The sequence below is a fragment of the Streptomyces sp. NPDC005706 genome (assembly GCF_040631045.1).
Lineage (GTDB): Bacteria > Actinomycetota > Actinomycetes > Streptomycetales > Streptomycetaceae > Streptomyces.
In genome coordinates this window covers 97,181-113,683 of sequence record NZ_JBEXYS010000010.1, presented here as the reverse complement: position 1 = coordinate 113,683, position 16,503 = coordinate 97,181, and the positions used below count along the sequence as shown (strand labels likewise).

Below are 16,503 nucleotides of genomic sequence, written 5' to 3'. Positions count from 1 at the left end.
CCGCCGGCTCAGTGGTGGTGATGCGGCGGCGGGGGCGGGATCGTCGCCAGCCCGGGAGCCGGTTCGGGCCAGACCAGCAGCACCGGGCAGGGCGCGTGGTCGACGGCGAACCGGACGGCCGGACCCAGACTGCGCGGCCCGAGCCGCGAGCGGTCGCCGTCCCGCGCCAGCACCAGCAGATCCGCGCCCTCGGCCGCGGCCACCACCTCCCGCTCGACCCGCCCGGACCGCTCCGCGCGGGCGCACGGCCGCCCCAGCCGTTCCGCCGCCGCGTCCAGGATCCCGGTGGCCGATGTGCCCTCCAGCGCCTCCAGCAGCCCGCCCGGGTCCCGTTCGGGATGACCGCGGCCCAGGAGCCCCGCGAACGCGCCGTGCGCCACGCCGGGCACGTCCGGGCCGGACACATGCAGCAGCACCACCTCGGCGTCCGGCGGGGCGTGGGTGCGGACGGCGTCCACACAGGCGGGCCAGGTTCCCTCGACGAGCCAGGCGATCACGCGCATCCGGCCGGCCTCCCTCGGCTCACGACAACCCTCAGAGAATCTGCAGCGACCCCCACAGTGCCACCACCGACACCGCCAGCGAACAGGGCACGGCGATCAGGCCCAGCCGGGTGAACTCCCCGAGGTCCACGCCGTGCTCGTGCTGGTGCACGATCCGCCGCCACAGCAGGGTGGCGAGCGACCCGGCGTACGTCAGGTTGGGGCCGATGTTCACCCCGAGCAGCACCGCGAGCACCGCGCCGGAACCGGCCGGAGCGGCGAGCGGCAGCAGCACCAGCACGGCCGGCAGGTTGTTGATGAGGTTGGCCAGCACGGCGGCCAGCGCCGCGGTCCCGGCCAGCGCGGCCAGTCCGGTGCCGCCGGGCAGGACGTGCCCGAGCCCGTCCGCGAGCCCGTTGTCGACGACCGCACGCACCACGATGCCCAGCGCCAGCACGAACGCCAGGAACGCCGGGGCCGCCGCCCGCACGACGGCCAGGGGGGTCGCCCCGCGCCGCAGCAGCGCCCGCCCGGCCAGCACCAGGGCGCCCGCCGCGGCCACCCAGGCCGGGTCCACGCCGAACGCCGACGCCACCACGAACCCCGCCAGCGTGCATCCCACGGTCACCAGCGCGAACAACGGCAGCGGCGGCGCCTCGCCGGCCTCCCCCGGCACCGGGGCCGCGGCCGTCAGGTCCCGGGCGAAGAACCGCCGGAACACCAGGTACTCGGCGCCGATCGCCACCAGCCAGGGCAGCGCCATCAGGGCCGCGAACCGGGTGAAGCTCAGCCCGCTCGCCGCGAAGGCCAGCAGGTTCGTCAGGTTGGACACGGGCAGCAGCAGCGACGCCGTGTTGGACAGGTGGGTGCACGCGTACACATGCGGTTTCGGCCGTACGCCGGTGCGCGCGGCGGTGGCGAAGACGACCGGGGTCAGCAGCACGATGGTGGCGTCCAGGCTGAGCACGGCCGTGATCGCCGACGCGAGCGCGAACACCGCCGTCAGCAGCCGCACCGGCCGGCCCGCCGCCCGGCGCGCCATCCACGCGCCGCACGCCTGGAACAGCCCCTCCACGTCGCAGAAGTGGGCGAGCACCAGCACCGCCGCCAGGAACCCCACCACCGGCCCGAGCCGCTCCGCCTCCGCCCGGGCGTGCTCCAGCGGGATCGCGCCGGTGGCGATCACGATCCCGGCGGCGGGGACGGCCAGCGCCGCCTCCGGCCATCCGAAGGGACGTACGACGGCCCAGGCGAGCACGGCGACGAGCAGCACGGCCGACAGGGCCTCGGCGAGCGGGGTGTTCAGGGCGGGTCCTTCCGGAGCGGTCCGAAGACGGTGCCCGCTCATGAAAGCAAACGCCGGCGCGCGCACCACGGTGACCGGGTGCCCGCCGCGCCCGGGAACCGATCCCGGGCCGCCGTGGCGGGCCCCGCCCTCCGGCCCGGACGGCGGGGCCCGCCACGGCGGTGGGGCCGGTCAGGCGCCGGTGCCGGGACTGAACACGGTCAGGAACACGGAGGAGGAGTTGCCGCCCACCGGGACCTCCCCGGCCGTCCACGCCACCTTCAGGTGGTCCCGCTCGTCCGGCGGGGTGATCAGCAGTCCGGACGGCCTGGCCGTCTTCGCCTCGCTGATCTCCGGGTTGGAGAAGGTCAGACCGGCCCAGGCGCTCTGCCCGGGCTTGAGCGTGACCGTCGCAGGGGAGCCGGAGGAGCGCTTGGGGTCGGGGCCGAGCTGGGTGCCGGAGGCGTTCACGAAGGCCGCGCCCGGATAGCCGCGCAGGGTGCAGGTCCGGCCGGACCTGTTGGTGAGCACGAGGGGGAAGTTCTCCTGGCCGGCGCCCGGGTTGTTGCGGCCGACGGCGGCCCGCAGCTCGGACGTGTGGCACCGGGTGCTGGTGGCGCCGGTCTTTCCGCCGGTGCCGCTGTCCGTGCCGGTGCCGGTGCCGCCGGACGTCGTGCCCGTCTTCGGGGCGGAGGACGAGGCCGCGCCACCGGGAGTGGAGGCGGCGGGGGAGGAGACGGTGGAGGCCGGGCTGCCGCCGGCCTCGGTGGCCGGGCCCGCCGTGCCCGACACCTTCTGGGGCGCGGAGCTGCCGTCCTGGCTGCCGCAGGCGGTCAGCAGGCCCAGTACGGCGACCGCGCCCGCGAGCAGGGCCCCGCGCCGTGGGGACCGGGAAGAGTACGCCATGTCGCTCAACACTCCTGGATCTTCACGGCACGCGACGGACGCGTGCCTCCGGCGCCGGGTGCGCCGTCATCACACTCCGATGCGCGGGGCGCCGGAAAAGTTCGCCTCGCCCGGAAACTCCTTCCCCGCCCCGCCCCGCGCGGAACGTGTTCAGGTGACCCGCAGTGAGCGCAGTACGCCCTCGGTCGCGTCCCCGTCACCCCGGCGGCGGACCTGCACGTACACCTGCGGCCCCGCGGAGCCCTCCGCCGGTACCAGGGCCGACTCCGTGACCGAGCCGCCGTCCGGGCAGCCGTTCCAGGCCCGGACGCGGCCGTGCCAGTCGGCGCTGGTGAAGCTCCGCGAGCCGGCGTAGTGACAGCCCGTGTGGGTGAGCGCGTCCACCCGGGCGTTGACGTCACCGTGCTCGCTGAGCCCGACGAACACGCCGTCGACCCCCGCCCCCATGTCGGGCCAGCGGGACAGGTCGCCGGCGACCACCAGGCCCGGCTGGTGCCCCGCCGGCAGCCCGAGGGCGCGCGGATCCCAGCCGGAGTCGCGCAGCTGACGGGCCCAGCGGGCCGGCACCTCGACCGAGACCCGGCCGGTGGCGTCCCGCACCTCGGTCCGGCCACCGGAGCCGGAGCGGTGCAGCACCAGCGTCACCACGACGGCGGCCGCGACGGCGGCGGCCACCGCGGCCAGGGCCGGGGCCCGGGCGCCGAGCCGCCGCCGCACGGCGTCGAGCCGCCCGCCCGTCCGGCCGCCCGCGGGCGCCGCGAGCCGGTCCAGTTCGTCCGCGAACGCCTGCGCTCCCGGCCAGCGCCGCTCCCGGTCAGGTTCCAGGGCACGCAGCAGGGCCCGCTCGGCGTCCGCGCCGAGGTCCGGGCGCAGCCGCCCGGGCGGCACGACCTTCCCGGGCGGTCCCGGGACGCTGCCGGTGACCAGCTCGTAGCCGACCGCGCCCAGGCTGTAGACGTCGGCGCGGGCGTCGATACCAGCGCCCGGCTCCGCCTGCTCCGGCGGCTGGTAGCCCGCCGAGCCGGCCGCCAGGGTGAGCACCGAGGCCTGCGCGAGGCTCTTGGCCAGCCCCAGATCGGCGAGCAGCACCCGCAGCCCGCCGTCCGGGGCGGTGTGCAGCAGCACGTTGGTCGGCTTGATGTCGCGGTGCACGATGCCGGCCTCGTGCAGCGCGGCGGCGCCGCGCGCGGCCAGAGCGGTCAGCGCGAGCGCCCGCCGCACCGGCAGCGGACCGGCCGTCAGCAGACCGGCTAGGGTGCCGCCGTCGGCGTACTCCATCACGAAGTACGGCCTGCCGTCGGGGAGTTCGCCGATGTCGTAGACCTGCACCACCCGGCTGGAGCCGGCCCGGCGCAGCAGCCGCGCCTCGGACAGGAAGCGCTCCCGGACGTCGAGCCGGTGCGCCCAGTTCTCGGCGAGGACCTTCACCGCCACCGGGGCGTCGAGCTCCTCGTCGTGAGCGAGCCACACCGTGGCGAAGGCGCCGGTGCCCAGGCGCCGTTGGAGGCGGTAGCGGCCGATCCGCTCCAAGGAGTGCATACGACTATCATGCCTGCCCTGAGATCGACTTCCAGGGGGCCCCGACGTGCCGGACGACGCGACGGCCGAAGACCTCGCCCGGAGCGCCGCCGCCGGCGACCGGGCGGCGCTGGACCGGCTGCTGACCGGGCTGCGGCCCGAGGTGGTGCGCCGCTGCGGCCGGTTCCTGCCCTGCCGTGAGGACGCCGAGGAGGCGGCGCAGGACGTGCTGCTCCAGGTGGCCCGGCACATCTCCGGCTTCGAGGGCCGCAGCCGCTTCAGCACCTGGCTGTACACCGTCGTCGCCAACTGCTGCCGGCAGAAGTACCGGGAGCTGAAGCGGCGGTCGGCCGAGCGGCCCGCGGTCATCGAGCCCGCCGAACACGTCGACCCGCGCACCACCAGCGTCATCGCCGGCTCCCGCGTGGATCTGCTGGAGGCCCTGGACCGGCTGGAACGCGAGCACCCGCACCTGGTCGCCCCCCTGGTGTACCGGGACATCTGCCAGCTCGACTACGCCGAGGCCGCCGAGCGCGCCGGCATCCCGCTCGGCACGTTCAAGTCCCGTCTGCACGAGGCCCGCAAACAGGTACGGCCCTGGCTGCGGGTCTACTGAGCCGCCTCCGTCAGCGCCAGCTCCGCCCAGATGGTCTTGCCCTCCGGGGTGTGCCTGGTGCCCCACCGCTGGGTGAGCTGGGCGACCAGCAGCAGCCCGCGGCCGCCCTCGTCGAAGGTCTTGGCGCGCCTGAGGTGCGGAGCGGTGTGGCTGCTGTCGGACACCTCGACGATCAGCGTGGCCTCGTCGTGGATCAGCCGCAGCCGGATCGGCCGCGAGCCGTACCGGATGGCGTTGGTGACCAGTTCGCTCACCACCAGCTCCGCGGTGAACGCGACCTCGCTCAGCGACCACCGCTCCAGCTGGTTCAGCACCTGCTTGCGGATCGGCGCGACCAGCGCCGGGTCGGCGGGGATGTCCCAGGTCGACACCTGGGAGGCGGGCAGCCCCCGGGTGCGGGCCAGCAGCAGGGCCACGTCGTCGGTCGCCTCGCCCGGCGGCAGCAGCGTCTGCAGGACCAGGTCGCAGGTCTCGTCCAGGGAGCCCGCGTACCCCCTCAGCGCCTCGCCGAGCAGCCGCCTGCCGACGTCCAGGTCCCTGCGGCGGGACTTCACCAGGCCGTCCGTGTACAGGGCGAGCACGGTGCCCTCGGGCAGCTCGACCTCCGCGGACTCGAACGGCAGCCCGCCCAGCCCGAGCGGGGGACCGGAGGGCAGCTCCAGTTCGTGCGGCTCGCCGCCCGGCCGCAGCACCAGCGGCTGGGGATGCCCCGCGCGGGCCAGCGTGCACCGCCTGGACACCGGGTCGTACACGGCGTACAGGCAGGTGGCGCCCACCTCGCCGGGGCTGTCGTCGCCGCTGTACTGCTCCGACAGCCGGATCACCAGGTCGTCGAGGTGGGTGAGCAGCTCGTCGGGGGCCAGGTCGAGGTCGGCGAGGGTGCCGACGGCGGTGCGCAGCCGGCCCATGGTGGCCGAGGCCTGGATGCCGTGCCCGACCACGTCCCCGACGACCATCGCGACCCGCATCCCGGACAGCGGGATGACGTCGAACCAGTCGCCGCCCACCCCGGCCCGGGCCGCCGGCAGATACCGCGAGCGGGCCTGCAGGGCCGCCGTGCGGGGCATCATGCGGGGCAGCAGGCTGCGCTGCAGGGCGAGGGCGGTCTCGCGCTCGCGGGAGTAGCGGCGCGCGTTGTCGATGCAGACGGCGGCCCGGGTGGTGATCTCCTCGGCCAGCAGGGCGTCGTCGGCGGTGAAGGGGTCCTGGCGCCGGTGCCGGGTGAGTACGGCGACGCCGAGGGTCAGGCCGCGCGCCCGGATCGGCACCGACATCGTCGAGTGGATGCCGAACCTCTTCACGACCCGGTCGCGCGCGGTGTGCCAGCTGTGCCACTTGGCCATGTTCCCGGCGGCCACGGAGGTGATGATCGTGCGGCCCGCGGTCAGCGCGTCGGCCTGCGGGGAGAACTCCGGGTAGAGATCGGCCCGTCCCGGCAGGACCACCGCCTCCGGTACGCCGTCGAGCACGGACTGATGGGCGGCCCGGCGCAGCCACAGGGGCGCCGTGACGCGTGCGGGGGGCTCGCCGTCGTACTCCTGCGGGTCGAGCAGGTCGATGGTCACGAAGTCGGCGAGCACGGGTACGCACACGTCCGCCAGCTCCTGCGCCGTGCGGGTGATGTCCAGCGTGGTGCCGATCCGCGCGCTCGCCTCGTTGACCAGTTGCAGCCGCTGGCGGGCCCGGTGGTTGTCGGTGACGTCGTGCGCGGCCAGGCACACGCCGAGCACCCTGCCCTCGGGGCCGGAGATGGGGGCCATCCGGGTGAGCCAGGCCGCGATCCGGATGTCACCGCCGACGTTGCCCGTGTTCTCCATGTCCAGCGGCAGGCCGCTGGACAGCACCTGGAGCAGCCCCTGTTCCAGGTCCTCCGTCGGCCGCTGCCCGCCCAGCTCCGAGATCCGCAGGCCCTTGACGCGCTCCTCGGGCAGCCCGATGAACTCGGCCATGGCCTGGTTGATGCGCCGCAGGCGGAGCTGGTCGTCGTAGAGCGCGACCGCGCAGGGTGACTGGATGAGGCTCGCCCCGGCCAGCGTGTCGTCGTCCAGGGCGTGCGGCTGGTCGCCGGTCAGCGGGGAGACCACCAGCCAGTCGGCGCCGTGGCCGTCACCGGGCGGCCGACGGTGGGCGAGCAGCCACACGGGGACGGTACGGCCGTCCCGGTGGCGCAGTTCCACCGTCCCCGTCCAGCGTTTCCCCAGGGGCACCTCGGACAGGGGCTCTCCGGCCAGCAGGTGGGCCGCGGGGCGGCCCACGACGGACTCCGGCGGATGGCCGAGCAGGCGCCGCGCGCCCTCGTTCCACTCGACCAGTGTTCCGTCGTCGTCGATGACGGCCCGGGCCGTGGCCGCATCGTCGAACGGATAGACCCGGGTCATCGTCGCCGCTCCCAGCGCACACTCACAGTGAACAGGTGGTACCACGCGCGTTCCAGCGTAGTGCGTGGCGCACCTCCCGGGGGGACCGTGCTTCCCGGCGGCCGGGTCGATACGTCGTACAGGGGCCGGCGGGATTCCGGCGTCCCGCCGGGCGCACGCACCACCTGCCCGGCAGCAGGGGGCCGGACGTCTCCCGCGTCACCGGCCCCGGGCGGCATGTCAGGCGCGGTAGCCCAGGATGGTCATCATGCCGCTCTCCGAGTGGTACTGGTTGTGGCAGTGCAGCATCCACAGCCCGGGGTTGTCCGCGTCGAAGTCGACGACCAGCTTGCGGTGCGGCAGCACGATGGCCGTGTCCTTGCGCGCCCCCGCCCCGTCGAGGCCGGCGACGGCGAACGTGTGGCCGTGCAGGTGCATGGGGTGCCACATGTCGGTGGCGTTGATGAGGGTGAGACGCACCCGCTCACCGGCGCGCACCGGGTGACGCTGGCGGACGGAGTACGGCCGGTGGTCGAAGCCCCAGTCGTACTTCTCCATCGTCCCGGTGATCCTGATGCGCATCTCGCGGTCGGGATCGCGGTCGTGCAGGGCCACGGAGTCGTCCGGCCGCAGGCGCCGGGCCGGGACCACCTTCCGGTCCAGCCCGTCCGGGCGTACGTCGGCCGGGGGAACGGCCCGGCCCTTGCCGGTGCGCAGGACGGCGAGGGCCTGGCCCCTCTTGCCCTCGGCCAGGGCGACGAACGGGAAGACGCCGTCCTTGGCGGTGACGAGGACGTCGTAGCGCTCGGCCATGCCGATGAGGAGCGCGTCGGTCTCGGTGTGCCGCACCGGATAGCCGTCGGTGTGCGTGACGGTCATCGGGTGCCCGTCCAGCGCCACCCGGAAGGCGGTCTCGGAACCGGCGTTGATGATGCGCAGCCGGATCCGCTCACCGGGCCGGCACCGGAACACCGAGGGATGGCTCGCGGTACGGCCGTTGACGAGGTAGAGGGGGTAGTCGACGCTGCCGGCGTCCCCGTGCAGCAGGCTGCTGCGCCCGTGGTGCAGCACCCGGTCGGGCCCGCCGGCCGCCGCCCGGGTGTGCGCGGCGTGCGGGGCGCCCGTCCCGCCGGAACGGGTCCCGGCCGGTTCGGGGCCCATGGCCATGCCCTCCATCTTCATGCCCTTGGGCATGAGCTGCTTGAGCACCCCGTCGGGGGTGGAGCCCTGGACGCCGTCGAGCCAGTCGTCCAGGACGATGACCCACTCCTTGTCGTAGGCGAGGGGCTCCCGGGGGTCGTCGACGATGAAGGGGGCGTACAGACCGCGGTCGGGCTGCATGCCGACGTGGGAGTGGAGCAGGAACGTGCCCGGATGGGAGACGGTGAAGCGGTAGGTGAAGTCGGTCCCGGGCGCGATGGCGTTCTGGGTCAGGCCAGGAACGCCGTCCATGTCACAGCGCATACGCACGCCGTGCGAGTGCAGGGTCGTGGTGTCCGGCAGTCGGTTGGCGAGGGTCAGGCTGAGGACGTCACCGGCGGTGACGCGCACCAGCGGGCCGGGCAGCTGCTCGTGATACGCCCAGGTGCGCACCTGCCGCCCGCCCAGGTCCAGGGTGTTCTCGGCGGCCGTGAACCTGAGCATGCGCACCGGGCCGGAGCCGCGTCTGCGTTCGGCGGCACGCACCTCGGGGCCCGCCGGCTCGACATATCCCTTCGGCCCGGGCGGAACGAAGTCCCCCTGGACGGTCGCCGCGGCCGCGGGGCCGGAGCGGGGGTGGGAGCCGGAGTCGGTGCAGGCAGCCAGCAGTCCCGTGCCGGCGGCAGCGAACGGGGCTTGGAGCAGGGTACGCCGCGAAGGTGTGTGCATAAACGAAATAAGACACGTTTTGCTCTGATATATGCGGTATCCCGGACGGCGCGTCCGATGGAGTCGGTGCCCCGGCCGCGAGAGGCCCCACCCGTTCCCACGCGCGGGAACGGGCGCGCCGTGTTGCCCCGCCGGGACGGCGGCGCCAGAGTGGGGTCACCGGACTGCTTGGGGGTGTGGACCGTGTGCGTGGGCGTCGCGTCACCGGCGGAGAACGGGCATGGCCCCGGAGTTCACCGGGTACCGGGACGAACTGGCTCCGACCTGCCGATATTTACGGGCGAGTACCCGAGCGGTACCGTTGGTGCATGCCAGCTCTCAACGTGGAGTTCACTGACCGCGAACTGGAGGACCTGCGCCAGATCGCCAAGGAGCGCGGTACGTCGATGAAGGCGCTGGTGCGCGAGGCCGCCGCCGCCGACATCGCCCGCCACCGGGCGCTGCAGGAGGGCGCGGAGGCGTTCCGGAGCTTCTTCACCGCCCACGCCGAGGAGTTCGCGGCCGCGTTCCCCGACGACGAACCCTCCGCCAAGGGCGAGGCCGCCTGAGCGATGCCACCCGTCATCCACATAGACGTCCCGTGGCTGCTCCAGCGGCACGAGGAGGTCCTGCCGGACCAGCCCACGGTCGACGACTTCTCCGCGCTGGTCGCCGCCGTGGCCCGCCACCGCGTCGACCCGCCCCGGCTCGGCGTGGACTCCGACCCCGCCTGGCGGGCCGCCGCCCTGCTGCACACCCTCGCCGTGCTCAAGCCCCTGCCCTCGGCCAACGCGCGCTTCGCCTGCGCGACCGCGGTGGCCTACATGTTCGTCAGCGGCGCCGGCATCGACGCACCCTACGGCGCCCTCGTCGACCTCGCCCGCGACCTGATGTCCGGCAAGACGGACGTGTACGGCGCCGCCGACCGGCTGCGTTCCTGGCAGATCTGAGACGGCCCCGGCCGCCGGGGGAAGCCGCCGGGGCCGCCGGCCGGGGGATGCCCGCACGGAACGGGGGCCGCCGGCCGAGGGCGGTGGAACGGGGCCGGCGGCCGTTCTCGCGGCGGGGAGCCGCCGTTCCGCCGCGCGGCCTTCCGAGGGGCCGGACCCAGTCCACCACCCCGCCGCACACCCGGGGAGCGTGCGCGGCCGGCCCGTGCGTGCAGTGCGTTCACACGGGGCGCACGGAAAGCGGAAAGGGACGGGGCGGACCCGTCGCGGCGGCACCCGTCCGGCTTCGTTCCGAAGGCTGCCGATGTCGGACGAATGCCTTGTTCCGTGTGTGGAGGTTGTGCAAGGGTTGAAACACGGTGCGGGGGGTAATCGCCTGGATTCTGAAGGTAGTTGGGAACCGGGCCGGTCCGGCACCGGTGAATTCCCGCTCCCCGCGCGCGTATCCGGCGATCGGCAATCGACGCACCACACCCATCAAAGGATTCCGCTCAGTGCCAACCCCCCACCCCCCTCGTCCGCCCTATCCACCGCCCGGCGGCGACCCCGGGGAGTCAGACGAGTTCCTCGCCGCCCCGCTGCGGGCCGGTTCCGACGCGGAGGCCTCCCGGTCCACCGCGCTGCTGATGGCCCGCCACTGGCCGGCCGCACACGACTACGCGGTCGTCTGCCTGGCCACGTCGGGCCCGCTCGCCCACATGGTCACCGGCGCCGCCTTCCACCGGGCACTCGCCCGGCTCGCGCTCGGCGAGACCGCCGAGGCCCTCCGGCCCCGCCTTCTGGTCGCCGTCCGTGACACGGTCCAGAACTGGGCCGGCACGGATCTGACGGCCGCCGTGCTGCCGGCCTTGCGAAAACCCGCCGGGGGCCGCGGTATGCGGACCGCGAAGACCCTGATACCGGAAAACCGGGCCCTCTCCGAACATGCTTTCCAGAGCCTTCCGCGACTCGAACAGGCGTTGCTGTGGCACGTCGAGGTCGAGGCCGAACCGGTGAACATCCCCGCCGCTCTGCTCGGTCTGGACACCGACAGTGCGGCGGCGGCACTCGAACAGGCCCGCGAGAAATTCCGCGAAGGCTGTGTCCGGGCCCACCGGGAACTCGCGCCGACCTCCGACTGCCGTCATTACAACCGCCTTCTGGACGTACCGATCCGCCGGGGCGGCGCCCTGCTGCCCGACGTTCAGCAGCACCTCGCCGGCTGCCCGTACTGCCGGCACGCCGCCGAGCAACTGGGCCGTATCGAGGGCGGCCTCGGCGTACTGCTGGCCGAGGCGGTGCTCGGCTGGGGCGCCCGGCGGTACCTGGAGTCGCGCCCCGGCCGGTCCGGACCCGCCCGTGCCCGCGGCGCCTCCCCGGGACCCGGCGGACGGGGACGCGGCGGCGGACGGCGCGGGCCGCTGGACGGGGTGCCGGCCCGGGCCTCCGGCGGACGCCGCAGACGCGGCAGGGCGTCCGGACCGTTCGGCGCGGTCCTGATGCCCGCGGCCGGCTGGCCGGCAAGGACGCTGCTCGTGGGGGCCGTGGTCGCCTCGGCCGTGCTGCTCGCGACCGTCGCCGCCCTGAGCGCCTGGCCCGACGGCGGCGACCACACCGACCCGGTCGCCTCCGACGCGGCCCCCGGCACCGGCGTCCGGCCCCCGACCGGGCCCGCCACCTCGCCCGGCGCGGCGGGCCTGCCCGCGGCCGGCCGGCCCGCCCGGCTGCGCAACGCCGCCACCGGCCTGTGCCTGGACGTCAGGGGCGAGGTCCGGGCGGGCGTGGGCGCGGTGCTCGCCGCCTGCTCCGCCGCGCCCGCGCAGCAGTGGACGTACGAGGCCGACGGGCTGCTGCGCAGCGCGGCCGACCCCCGGCTGTGTCTGGACTCGCACGCCGACGCGGGCGTCGTCATCCTCGGCCGGTGCGCCGGCGCGGGGGAGCGGCGGGGTGACGACGTGCGCTACGACCTCACCGTGCGGGGCGAGTTGTCGCCCCGCTGGGACCGGACCCTCGCCCTCGCCCCGGCCGCGGACCGGACGGGCGCCGATGTCGTCGTCAAGGTCCGCGACGACTCCGCCGCCCAGCGCTGGCGTACCGACACGCCGTCCGCGAGCCCCGGCTCCCTGTCGGTCGCCGGCGGTGGCGGGTCCCAGGGGTCCGGCGCGGTGCCGTCCGACGGGCGGGCGACGGGGCTCGCACGGCAGGCTCCGGCCCGGCCGGCCGCGCTGCCGGGGGCGGGTACGTAGCCTGCCCGGCCCGTCCCGCCGCCGGCCAGGTGGCGGGACGGGCCGGTCAGACGGCCGCCTCGACGAGGTCGCCGCGCGTCACCGTCGCGGGTGTGGCGTGGCCGGACAGGGCGAGGGTGAGGTCCAGTTCCGCCAGGACGCAGCGGACGACGTGCTCGACGCCCGCCTGCCCGTCCAGACCGAGGCCGTAGACGTACGGCCGGCCGAGCAGCACCGCCCGCGCGCCCAGGGCGAGCGCCTTGAACACGTCGTCGCCGGTGCGCACCCCGCTGTCGAACAGCACGCTCAGCCGGTCGCCCACCGCGTCCGCGATCCCGGGCAGCGCGTCGGCCGCCGCGATGGAGCCCGCCACCTGCCGGCCGCCGTGGTTGGAGACGACCACGCCGTCCATCCTGGCGTCCGCGGCGAGCCGGGCGTCGTCCGGGTGCAGGACGCCCTTGAGGACGATCGGCCCGTCCCAGTGCTCGCGCAGGAAACCGAGGTCGGGCCAGGTGTGGCTCGCGTCCCCGAACAGGCCGAGGAAGTGCAGCACCGCGGCGTTCGGGTCCTCGTGGACGGGCTTGGCGAGACCCGCCTGGAAGGCCGGGTCGGTGAAGTAGTTGGCGGTGCCCACCCCGTGCAGGAACGGCAGGTACGCCTGGTCCAGATCGCGCGGACGCCAGGCCAGCAGCGGGGTGTCCAGGGTGACGACGAGCACCGAGAACCCGGCGGCCTTCGCACGGGCGAGGAAACTGCGCGTCACCTCACGGTCCTTGCCCCAGTAGAGCTGGAACCACCGCTCGGCGTCCCCCATGGCCTCCGCCACCCGCTCGAGCGGCGTACTGGACGCCGAGGACAGGACGAACGGCACGCCCTGCGCGGCGGCGGCCCGGGCGGCGGCCGGCTCGGCGTCCGGGTGCATGATCGACAGCACCCCGACCGGGGCGAGGGCCAGCGGCGCCGGCAGGGTGCGGCCCAGCACCTCGGCCGTCAGGTCCCGCTCCTGGACGTCGCGCAGCATGCGCGGCACGATCCGGCGCCGGGCCAGGGCCGCCCGGTTGGCGCGGGCGGTGCCGCCGTCGCCTGCGCTGCCCGCCACATAGCCCACCGGGCCCGGTCCGAGCCGGTGTTCGGCGAGCTCCTCCAGCCGGGTCAGATCGGTGGGCAGCCGGGGCACGGCACCCGTCATCCCGTTCAGGTAGATCTCGTACTGGAAGTCCGCCCAGTGCTTGGCCATCCGTCCCTCCCGCCACTCGCCCCACACGCCGCCACGTCAGCGCGTGCCGACGATACTCGCGGGTAGGCCGGGACGGCCCCACCGGGGACGACTCGGCCGCGGCCGGGGCACGCGCGTCCCCGGACACTCCATGAACGCGAGAAGTCGTGAAGGGGTCGTGAAGGGCTCGCCGTGGGGTCAGGGCGTTATGTTTCAGGCCGATTAACGAGAGAGTGTTTTTCGGCCATTCGGCTGATCGATGCGATCAAGAACCGCTCAGTTATGCGGTCGATGCGTTCAGATTCCGTGACTTCACGCCACTGCTTCAACACGCAATGTTACCGAAAGCTGTGGGTGAGATGTGTGTTTCGCCGGCGGACTCGGCAGAGTGGCGCTCGCCGCTCCGGCGCCGACCGGGCCGGAGGGCGACCGTCTATTCGAGCGGAAGGATGCACACAATGCGGAACACCGCGCGCTGGGCAGCGATCCTCGGCCTCACGGCCGCCGTATGCGGACCCCTGACCGGGGCCGCCCTCGCTGCACCGGGCGCCGCCCCGTCGTCGCTCTACGCCCCCTCGGCACTGGTGCTGACCACCGGCCACGGCGAGACCGCGGCCGCGGCCACCCCCGAGCGCGCCGTCACCCTGAACTGCGCCCCGACCGCTTCCGGCACCCACCCGGCGGCGATCGACGCCTGTGCCGAACTGCGCGGCGTCGGCGGCGACATCTCGGCCCTGAAGGGCCGAGACGACGTGCGGTGCACCAAGCTCTACGACCCCGTCGTGGTGACCGTCCAGGGTGTCTGGCAGGGCAAGCGCGTCTCGTACGAGCGCACCTTCGGCAACTCCTGCGTGAAGGACGCCATGAGCAGCGTCTTCACGTTCTAGAGCCGGGATCGTACGGTCCCCGCGACGCCGGATCAGGCTCGCAACTGGGGAGTGCGGCCCCTGGAGCGGGGACCTGCGATCTCGTACCGGGACCGACGGGCGGAGTGGGGCCGCCCGCCGGATTCCCGGGCACACAGCCGCTCCCCGGAACAGGCCCGTGGGGGGCCTCTCCGGGGAGCGGCGAAAAACGACCGGTATCGAAAAACAACCGGTTTCAACTGAACACCCGACGTCAGGCCTTGCGCCGATGACTCGTGTCGCACCAGGGGTAGCGGCGGCTGCGCCGGCAGGTGCACAGGGCGACCAGGAAGCGGTCGGAGGAGACCGTGGTGCCGTCCTCCAGTTCGATCTCCACCGGGCCCTCCATCAGGAGCGGTCCGCTCCGCTGCATCCGGATCCGGCGAGGCCGTTCAGCAGGCTCGTTCGGCACGGATCACCACCAGCTCCTCCTTCTCGTCGGCGGCCGTGAGCAGACCGCTCCGGCGCAGCCAGTCCTCCCGGGAGCGCAGCACCGGACCGAACGCGATCCAGCGGCGCCGGACGACGGCGGCCTTCAGGTCCGCCGCGCGCAGCAGTTCCAGGGTCCGCTCGGGGCCGCTCAGCGCCGAGTGCACCAGCAGCAGCACCCCGCCCGGCCGCAGCAGCCCGGGCGCGTCCCGGCAGATCCGGTCCAGCAGCAGCCGCCCGTCGTGGCCCGCGTCCCAGGCCCGGGACCGGCCGTGCGGCTCGCGCCCGGTGCCGGGCGCCGGCACGTACGGCGGGTTGGCCAGGATGAGGTCGTACGACCCGTCCGCGACCGGGCCGAACAGGTTGCCGCGCCGGATCCGCACCGGCAGCCGCGTCAGCCACGCGTTGAGCCGCGCCGTCCACACCGCCCGCCGGGACACGTCCACCGCGGTCACCTCGGCGCCGTACCGGGCGGCAGCCAGGGCCAGCGCACCGCTTCCGGTGCCCACGTCCAATACCCGCGCGTCCGGCGCCGGCGCCTCTTCGTCCAGTGCCTCGGCCAGCAAGGCGGTGTCGTCCTGAGGGGCGTACACGCCCGGAAGTACCCATGCTGTCACGTCGGCCCGGGTACCCCCGCCATCAGGATGTATGGGCCATTTCCTGGGCAAACGGAGCACGGAGCGACGACCGTCCCGCACGCCACTCGCCGAGCAGCCGCCGCGCCAGCCGCTCCTCGAGGAACTCGGTGGCGTCGACGCCGAAGGCGATGTCGCCCGCCAGCTCGGGCTCCTCCGCCAGCAGCCCGCCGATCACGTCGTGGCGGACGACCTGCTCGTGCACCGCGTCCGCCTCGACGTGCTCGTCGTAGAAGAACTCGGCGGCCGGCCCGGCACCGGTGCGGCGCATCGCCTCGGCCAGCCGGCGGGAACCGGGCGAGGAGGTGATCTCCACATCCGCGAAATGGCCCACCAGGGCCCCGCGCAGCCGGCGGTGCAGCCCGAACAGCGACATCAGGTTGACGACGGCGAGCATCTCGGCGCAGGCCGCGTCCAGGTGGCGGCCGTACGCGGTGTCCAGACCGAGGTCCGTCATCAGGTCGGCGAACAGCCGGGCGTGCACCCGCTCGGCCCGCCCGCCGCCGAACTCGTCGAACTCCACCGCCGCCATCGCCGCCTTCGCCCGCCCCCACAGGCGGGGCAGCACCCAGGCGTGCGGGTCCGCCTCCTTCAGGTGGTACAGGGAACGCTGTGCCGCGTACTCGCGCAGGTGCCACAGCTCGCCCTCGTCGCGCAGGAAGTGCGTGACGCCCGTGCCCTCGGCCGGCTCGACCAGAAGGGCGGCCAGGGCCTCGTCGAGGCTGTCGTGCACCGGCGTATCGGCGCGCAGCGCGGACAGGAAGCGGTCCTCCAGCGCGCCCCGCAGCGCGAGCAGCCCGGGGTCCCACTCGAGCTCCGGGCGGACCCCGGCGAAGCCCCGGTAGTGCAGCTCGTAGCACAGGTACAGGGCGAGCTGGAGATCGTCGCCGTAGGGGTCGGCGGCAGCCGCGCCAGAGGAGTCGGGCAGCGGGCCGGTGCCGCGCAGACACGCGGTGACGCCGGCGGACAGGGGCCCGCGCGGCGCGGGCAGCTCGGGTCCTCGCAGGTGGTGGTTCATGACGGCCGGGTACCCGGGCGCGATGAAAGCACTAGTGATCAATCGCACCCTCGGACCGGCCGCGCCATGGCCGCGAACCCGCACGCGGTGGCCCGGGCGCCGGCGGAGCACCCCGTGGGCGCTCCGCCCGAACA

The 16,503-nt window shown here is 74.5% G+C and carries 15 protein-coding genes; 5 read left to right on the top strand and 10 right to left on the bottom strand.

Annotated elements, in window-relative coordinates; all coding sequences use genetic code 11:
• Positions 1-8: 8 nt before the first annotated feature.
• The 4 genes from ABZ478_RS18720 to ABZ478_RS18705 all read right to left on the bottom strand — a co-directional run bounded on the left by ABZ478_RS18720 (position 9) and on the right by ABZ478_RS18705 (position 4,212).
• The gene (locus ABZ478_RS18720; protein WP_359550653.1) at positions 9-503 is read right to left on the bottom strand and encodes a universal stress protein; all 495 of its coding nucleotides are present in this window, start codon (positions 501-503) and stop codon (positions 9-11) included.
• A gap of 31 nt (positions 504-534) precedes the next feature.
• Positions 535-1,830 (bottom strand): arsenic transporter, encoded by a 1,296-nt coding sequence (locus ABZ478_RS18715; RefSeq protein WP_359550651.1) that lies wholly within the window; start codon positions 1,828-1,830, stop codon positions 535-537.
• Positions 1,831-1,959: 129 nt separating this feature from the next.
• Positions 1,960-2,673 (bottom strand): DUF4232 domain-containing protein, encoded by a 714-nt coding sequence (locus ABZ478_RS18710; RefSeq protein ID WP_359550649.1) that lies wholly within the window; start codon positions 2,671-2,673, stop codon positions 1,960-1,962.
• A 150-nt stretch (positions 2,674-2,823) separates the two neighbouring features.
• Positions 2,824-4,212, bottom strand: coding sequence for a serine/threonine-protein kinase (locus ABZ478_RS18705; protein WP_359550647.1), 1,389 nt, complete (start codon positions 4,210-4,212; stop codon positions 2,824-2,826).
• 46 nt (positions 4,213-4,258) lie between these two features.
• Between ABZ478_RS18705 and ABZ478_RS18700 the strand changes: the two genes are divergently transcribed.
• Positions 4,259-4,807, top strand: a complete 549-nt coding sequence (locus ABZ478_RS18700) for an RNA polymerase sigma factor (protein ID WP_359550645.1) — start codon at positions 4,259-4,261, stop codon at positions 4,805-4,807.
• On the opposite strand, the gene ABZ478_RS18695 is transcribed toward ABZ478_RS18700, so the two are convergent.
• Positions 4,801-7,185: a SpoIIE family protein phosphatase gene (locus ABZ478_RS18695; RefSeq protein WP_359550643.1), complete on the bottom strand. Its 2,385-nt coding sequence runs from the start codon at positions 7,183-7,185 to the stop codon at positions 4,801-4,803. The two genes, ABZ478_RS18700 and ABZ478_RS18695, sit on opposite strands and share 7 nt — an antisense overlap.
• A 219-nt stretch (positions 7,186-7,404) precedes the next feature.
• Positions 7,405-9,033, bottom strand: coding sequence for a multicopper oxidase family protein (locus ABZ478_RS18690; protein WP_359550641.1), 1,629 nt, complete (start codon positions 9,031-9,033; stop codon positions 7,405-7,407).
• Positions 9,034-9,341: 308 nt separating this feature from the next.
• Between ABZ478_RS18690 and ABZ478_RS18685 the strand changes: the two genes are divergently transcribed.
• From ABZ478_RS18685 to ABZ478_RS18675, 3 genes are all read left to right on the top strand, one after another.
• Positions 9,342-9,581: a hypothetical protein gene (locus ABZ478_RS18685; protein WP_359550638.1), complete on the top strand. Its 240-nt coding sequence runs from the start codon at positions 9,342-9,344 to the stop codon at positions 9,579-9,581.
• A gap of 3 nt (positions 9,582-9,584) precedes the next feature.
• Positions 9,585-9,962 carry a toxin Doc gene (locus tag ABZ478_RS18680; RefSeq protein ID WP_358933255.1) on the top strand — a complete coding sequence of 126 codons (378 nt, stop codon included), beginning with the start codon at positions 9,585-9,587 and terminating at the stop codon, positions 9,960-9,962.
• A gap of 494 nt (positions 9,963-10,456) precedes the next feature.
• Positions 10,457-12,187 (top strand): RICIN domain-containing protein, encoded by a 1,731-nt coding sequence (locus tag ABZ478_RS18675; protein ID WP_359550636.1) that lies wholly within the window; start codon positions 10,457-10,459, stop codon positions 12,185-12,187.
• Positions 12,188-12,233: 46 nt separating this feature from the next.
• On the opposite strand, the gene ABZ478_RS18670 is transcribed toward ABZ478_RS18675, so the two are convergent.
• Complete coding sequence (locus ABZ478_RS18670; protein WP_359550634.1) at positions 12,234-13,403, bottom strand: lactate 2-monooxygenase; 1,170 nt, start codon at positions 13,401-13,403, stop codon at positions 12,234-12,236.
• Positions 13,404-13,840: 437 nt separating this feature from the next.
• On the opposite strand from ABZ478_RS18670, the gene ABZ478_RS18665 reads away from it, so the two are divergent.
• Complete coding sequence (locus ABZ478_RS18665) at positions 13,841-14,269, top strand: protease inhibitor (protein WP_359550632.1); 429 nt, start codon at positions 13,841-13,843, stop codon at positions 14,267-14,269.
• 232 nt (positions 14,270-14,501) lie between these two features.
• On the opposite strand, the gene ABZ478_RS18660 is transcribed toward ABZ478_RS18665, so the two are convergent.
• From ABZ478_RS18660 to ABZ478_RS18650, 3 genes are read right to left on the bottom strand one after another with little or no spacing between them, the layout of a single operon-like run.
• Positions 14,502-14,699 carry a CDGSH iron-sulfur domain-containing protein gene (locus ABZ478_RS18660; RefSeq protein WP_359550630.1) on the bottom strand — a complete coding sequence of 66 codons (198 nt, stop codon included), beginning with the start codon at positions 14,697-14,699 and terminating at the stop codon, positions 14,502-14,504.
• Entirely contained in the window at positions 14,680-15,333 is a 654-nt protein-coding gene (locus tag ABZ478_RS18655; protein WP_359550628.1) for a HemK2/MTQ2 family protein methyltransferase, read from the bottom strand. The genes ABZ478_RS18660 and ABZ478_RS18655 overlap by 20 nt, the downstream gene beginning before the upstream one ends.
• Positions 15,334-15,355: 22 nt before the next feature.
• Positions 15,356-16,369, bottom strand: a complete 1,014-nt coding sequence (locus ABZ478_RS18650) for an iron-containing redox enzyme family protein (protein ID WP_359550625.1) — start codon at positions 16,367-16,369, stop codon at positions 15,356-15,358.
• Positions 16,370-16,503 lie beyond the last annotated feature (134 nt).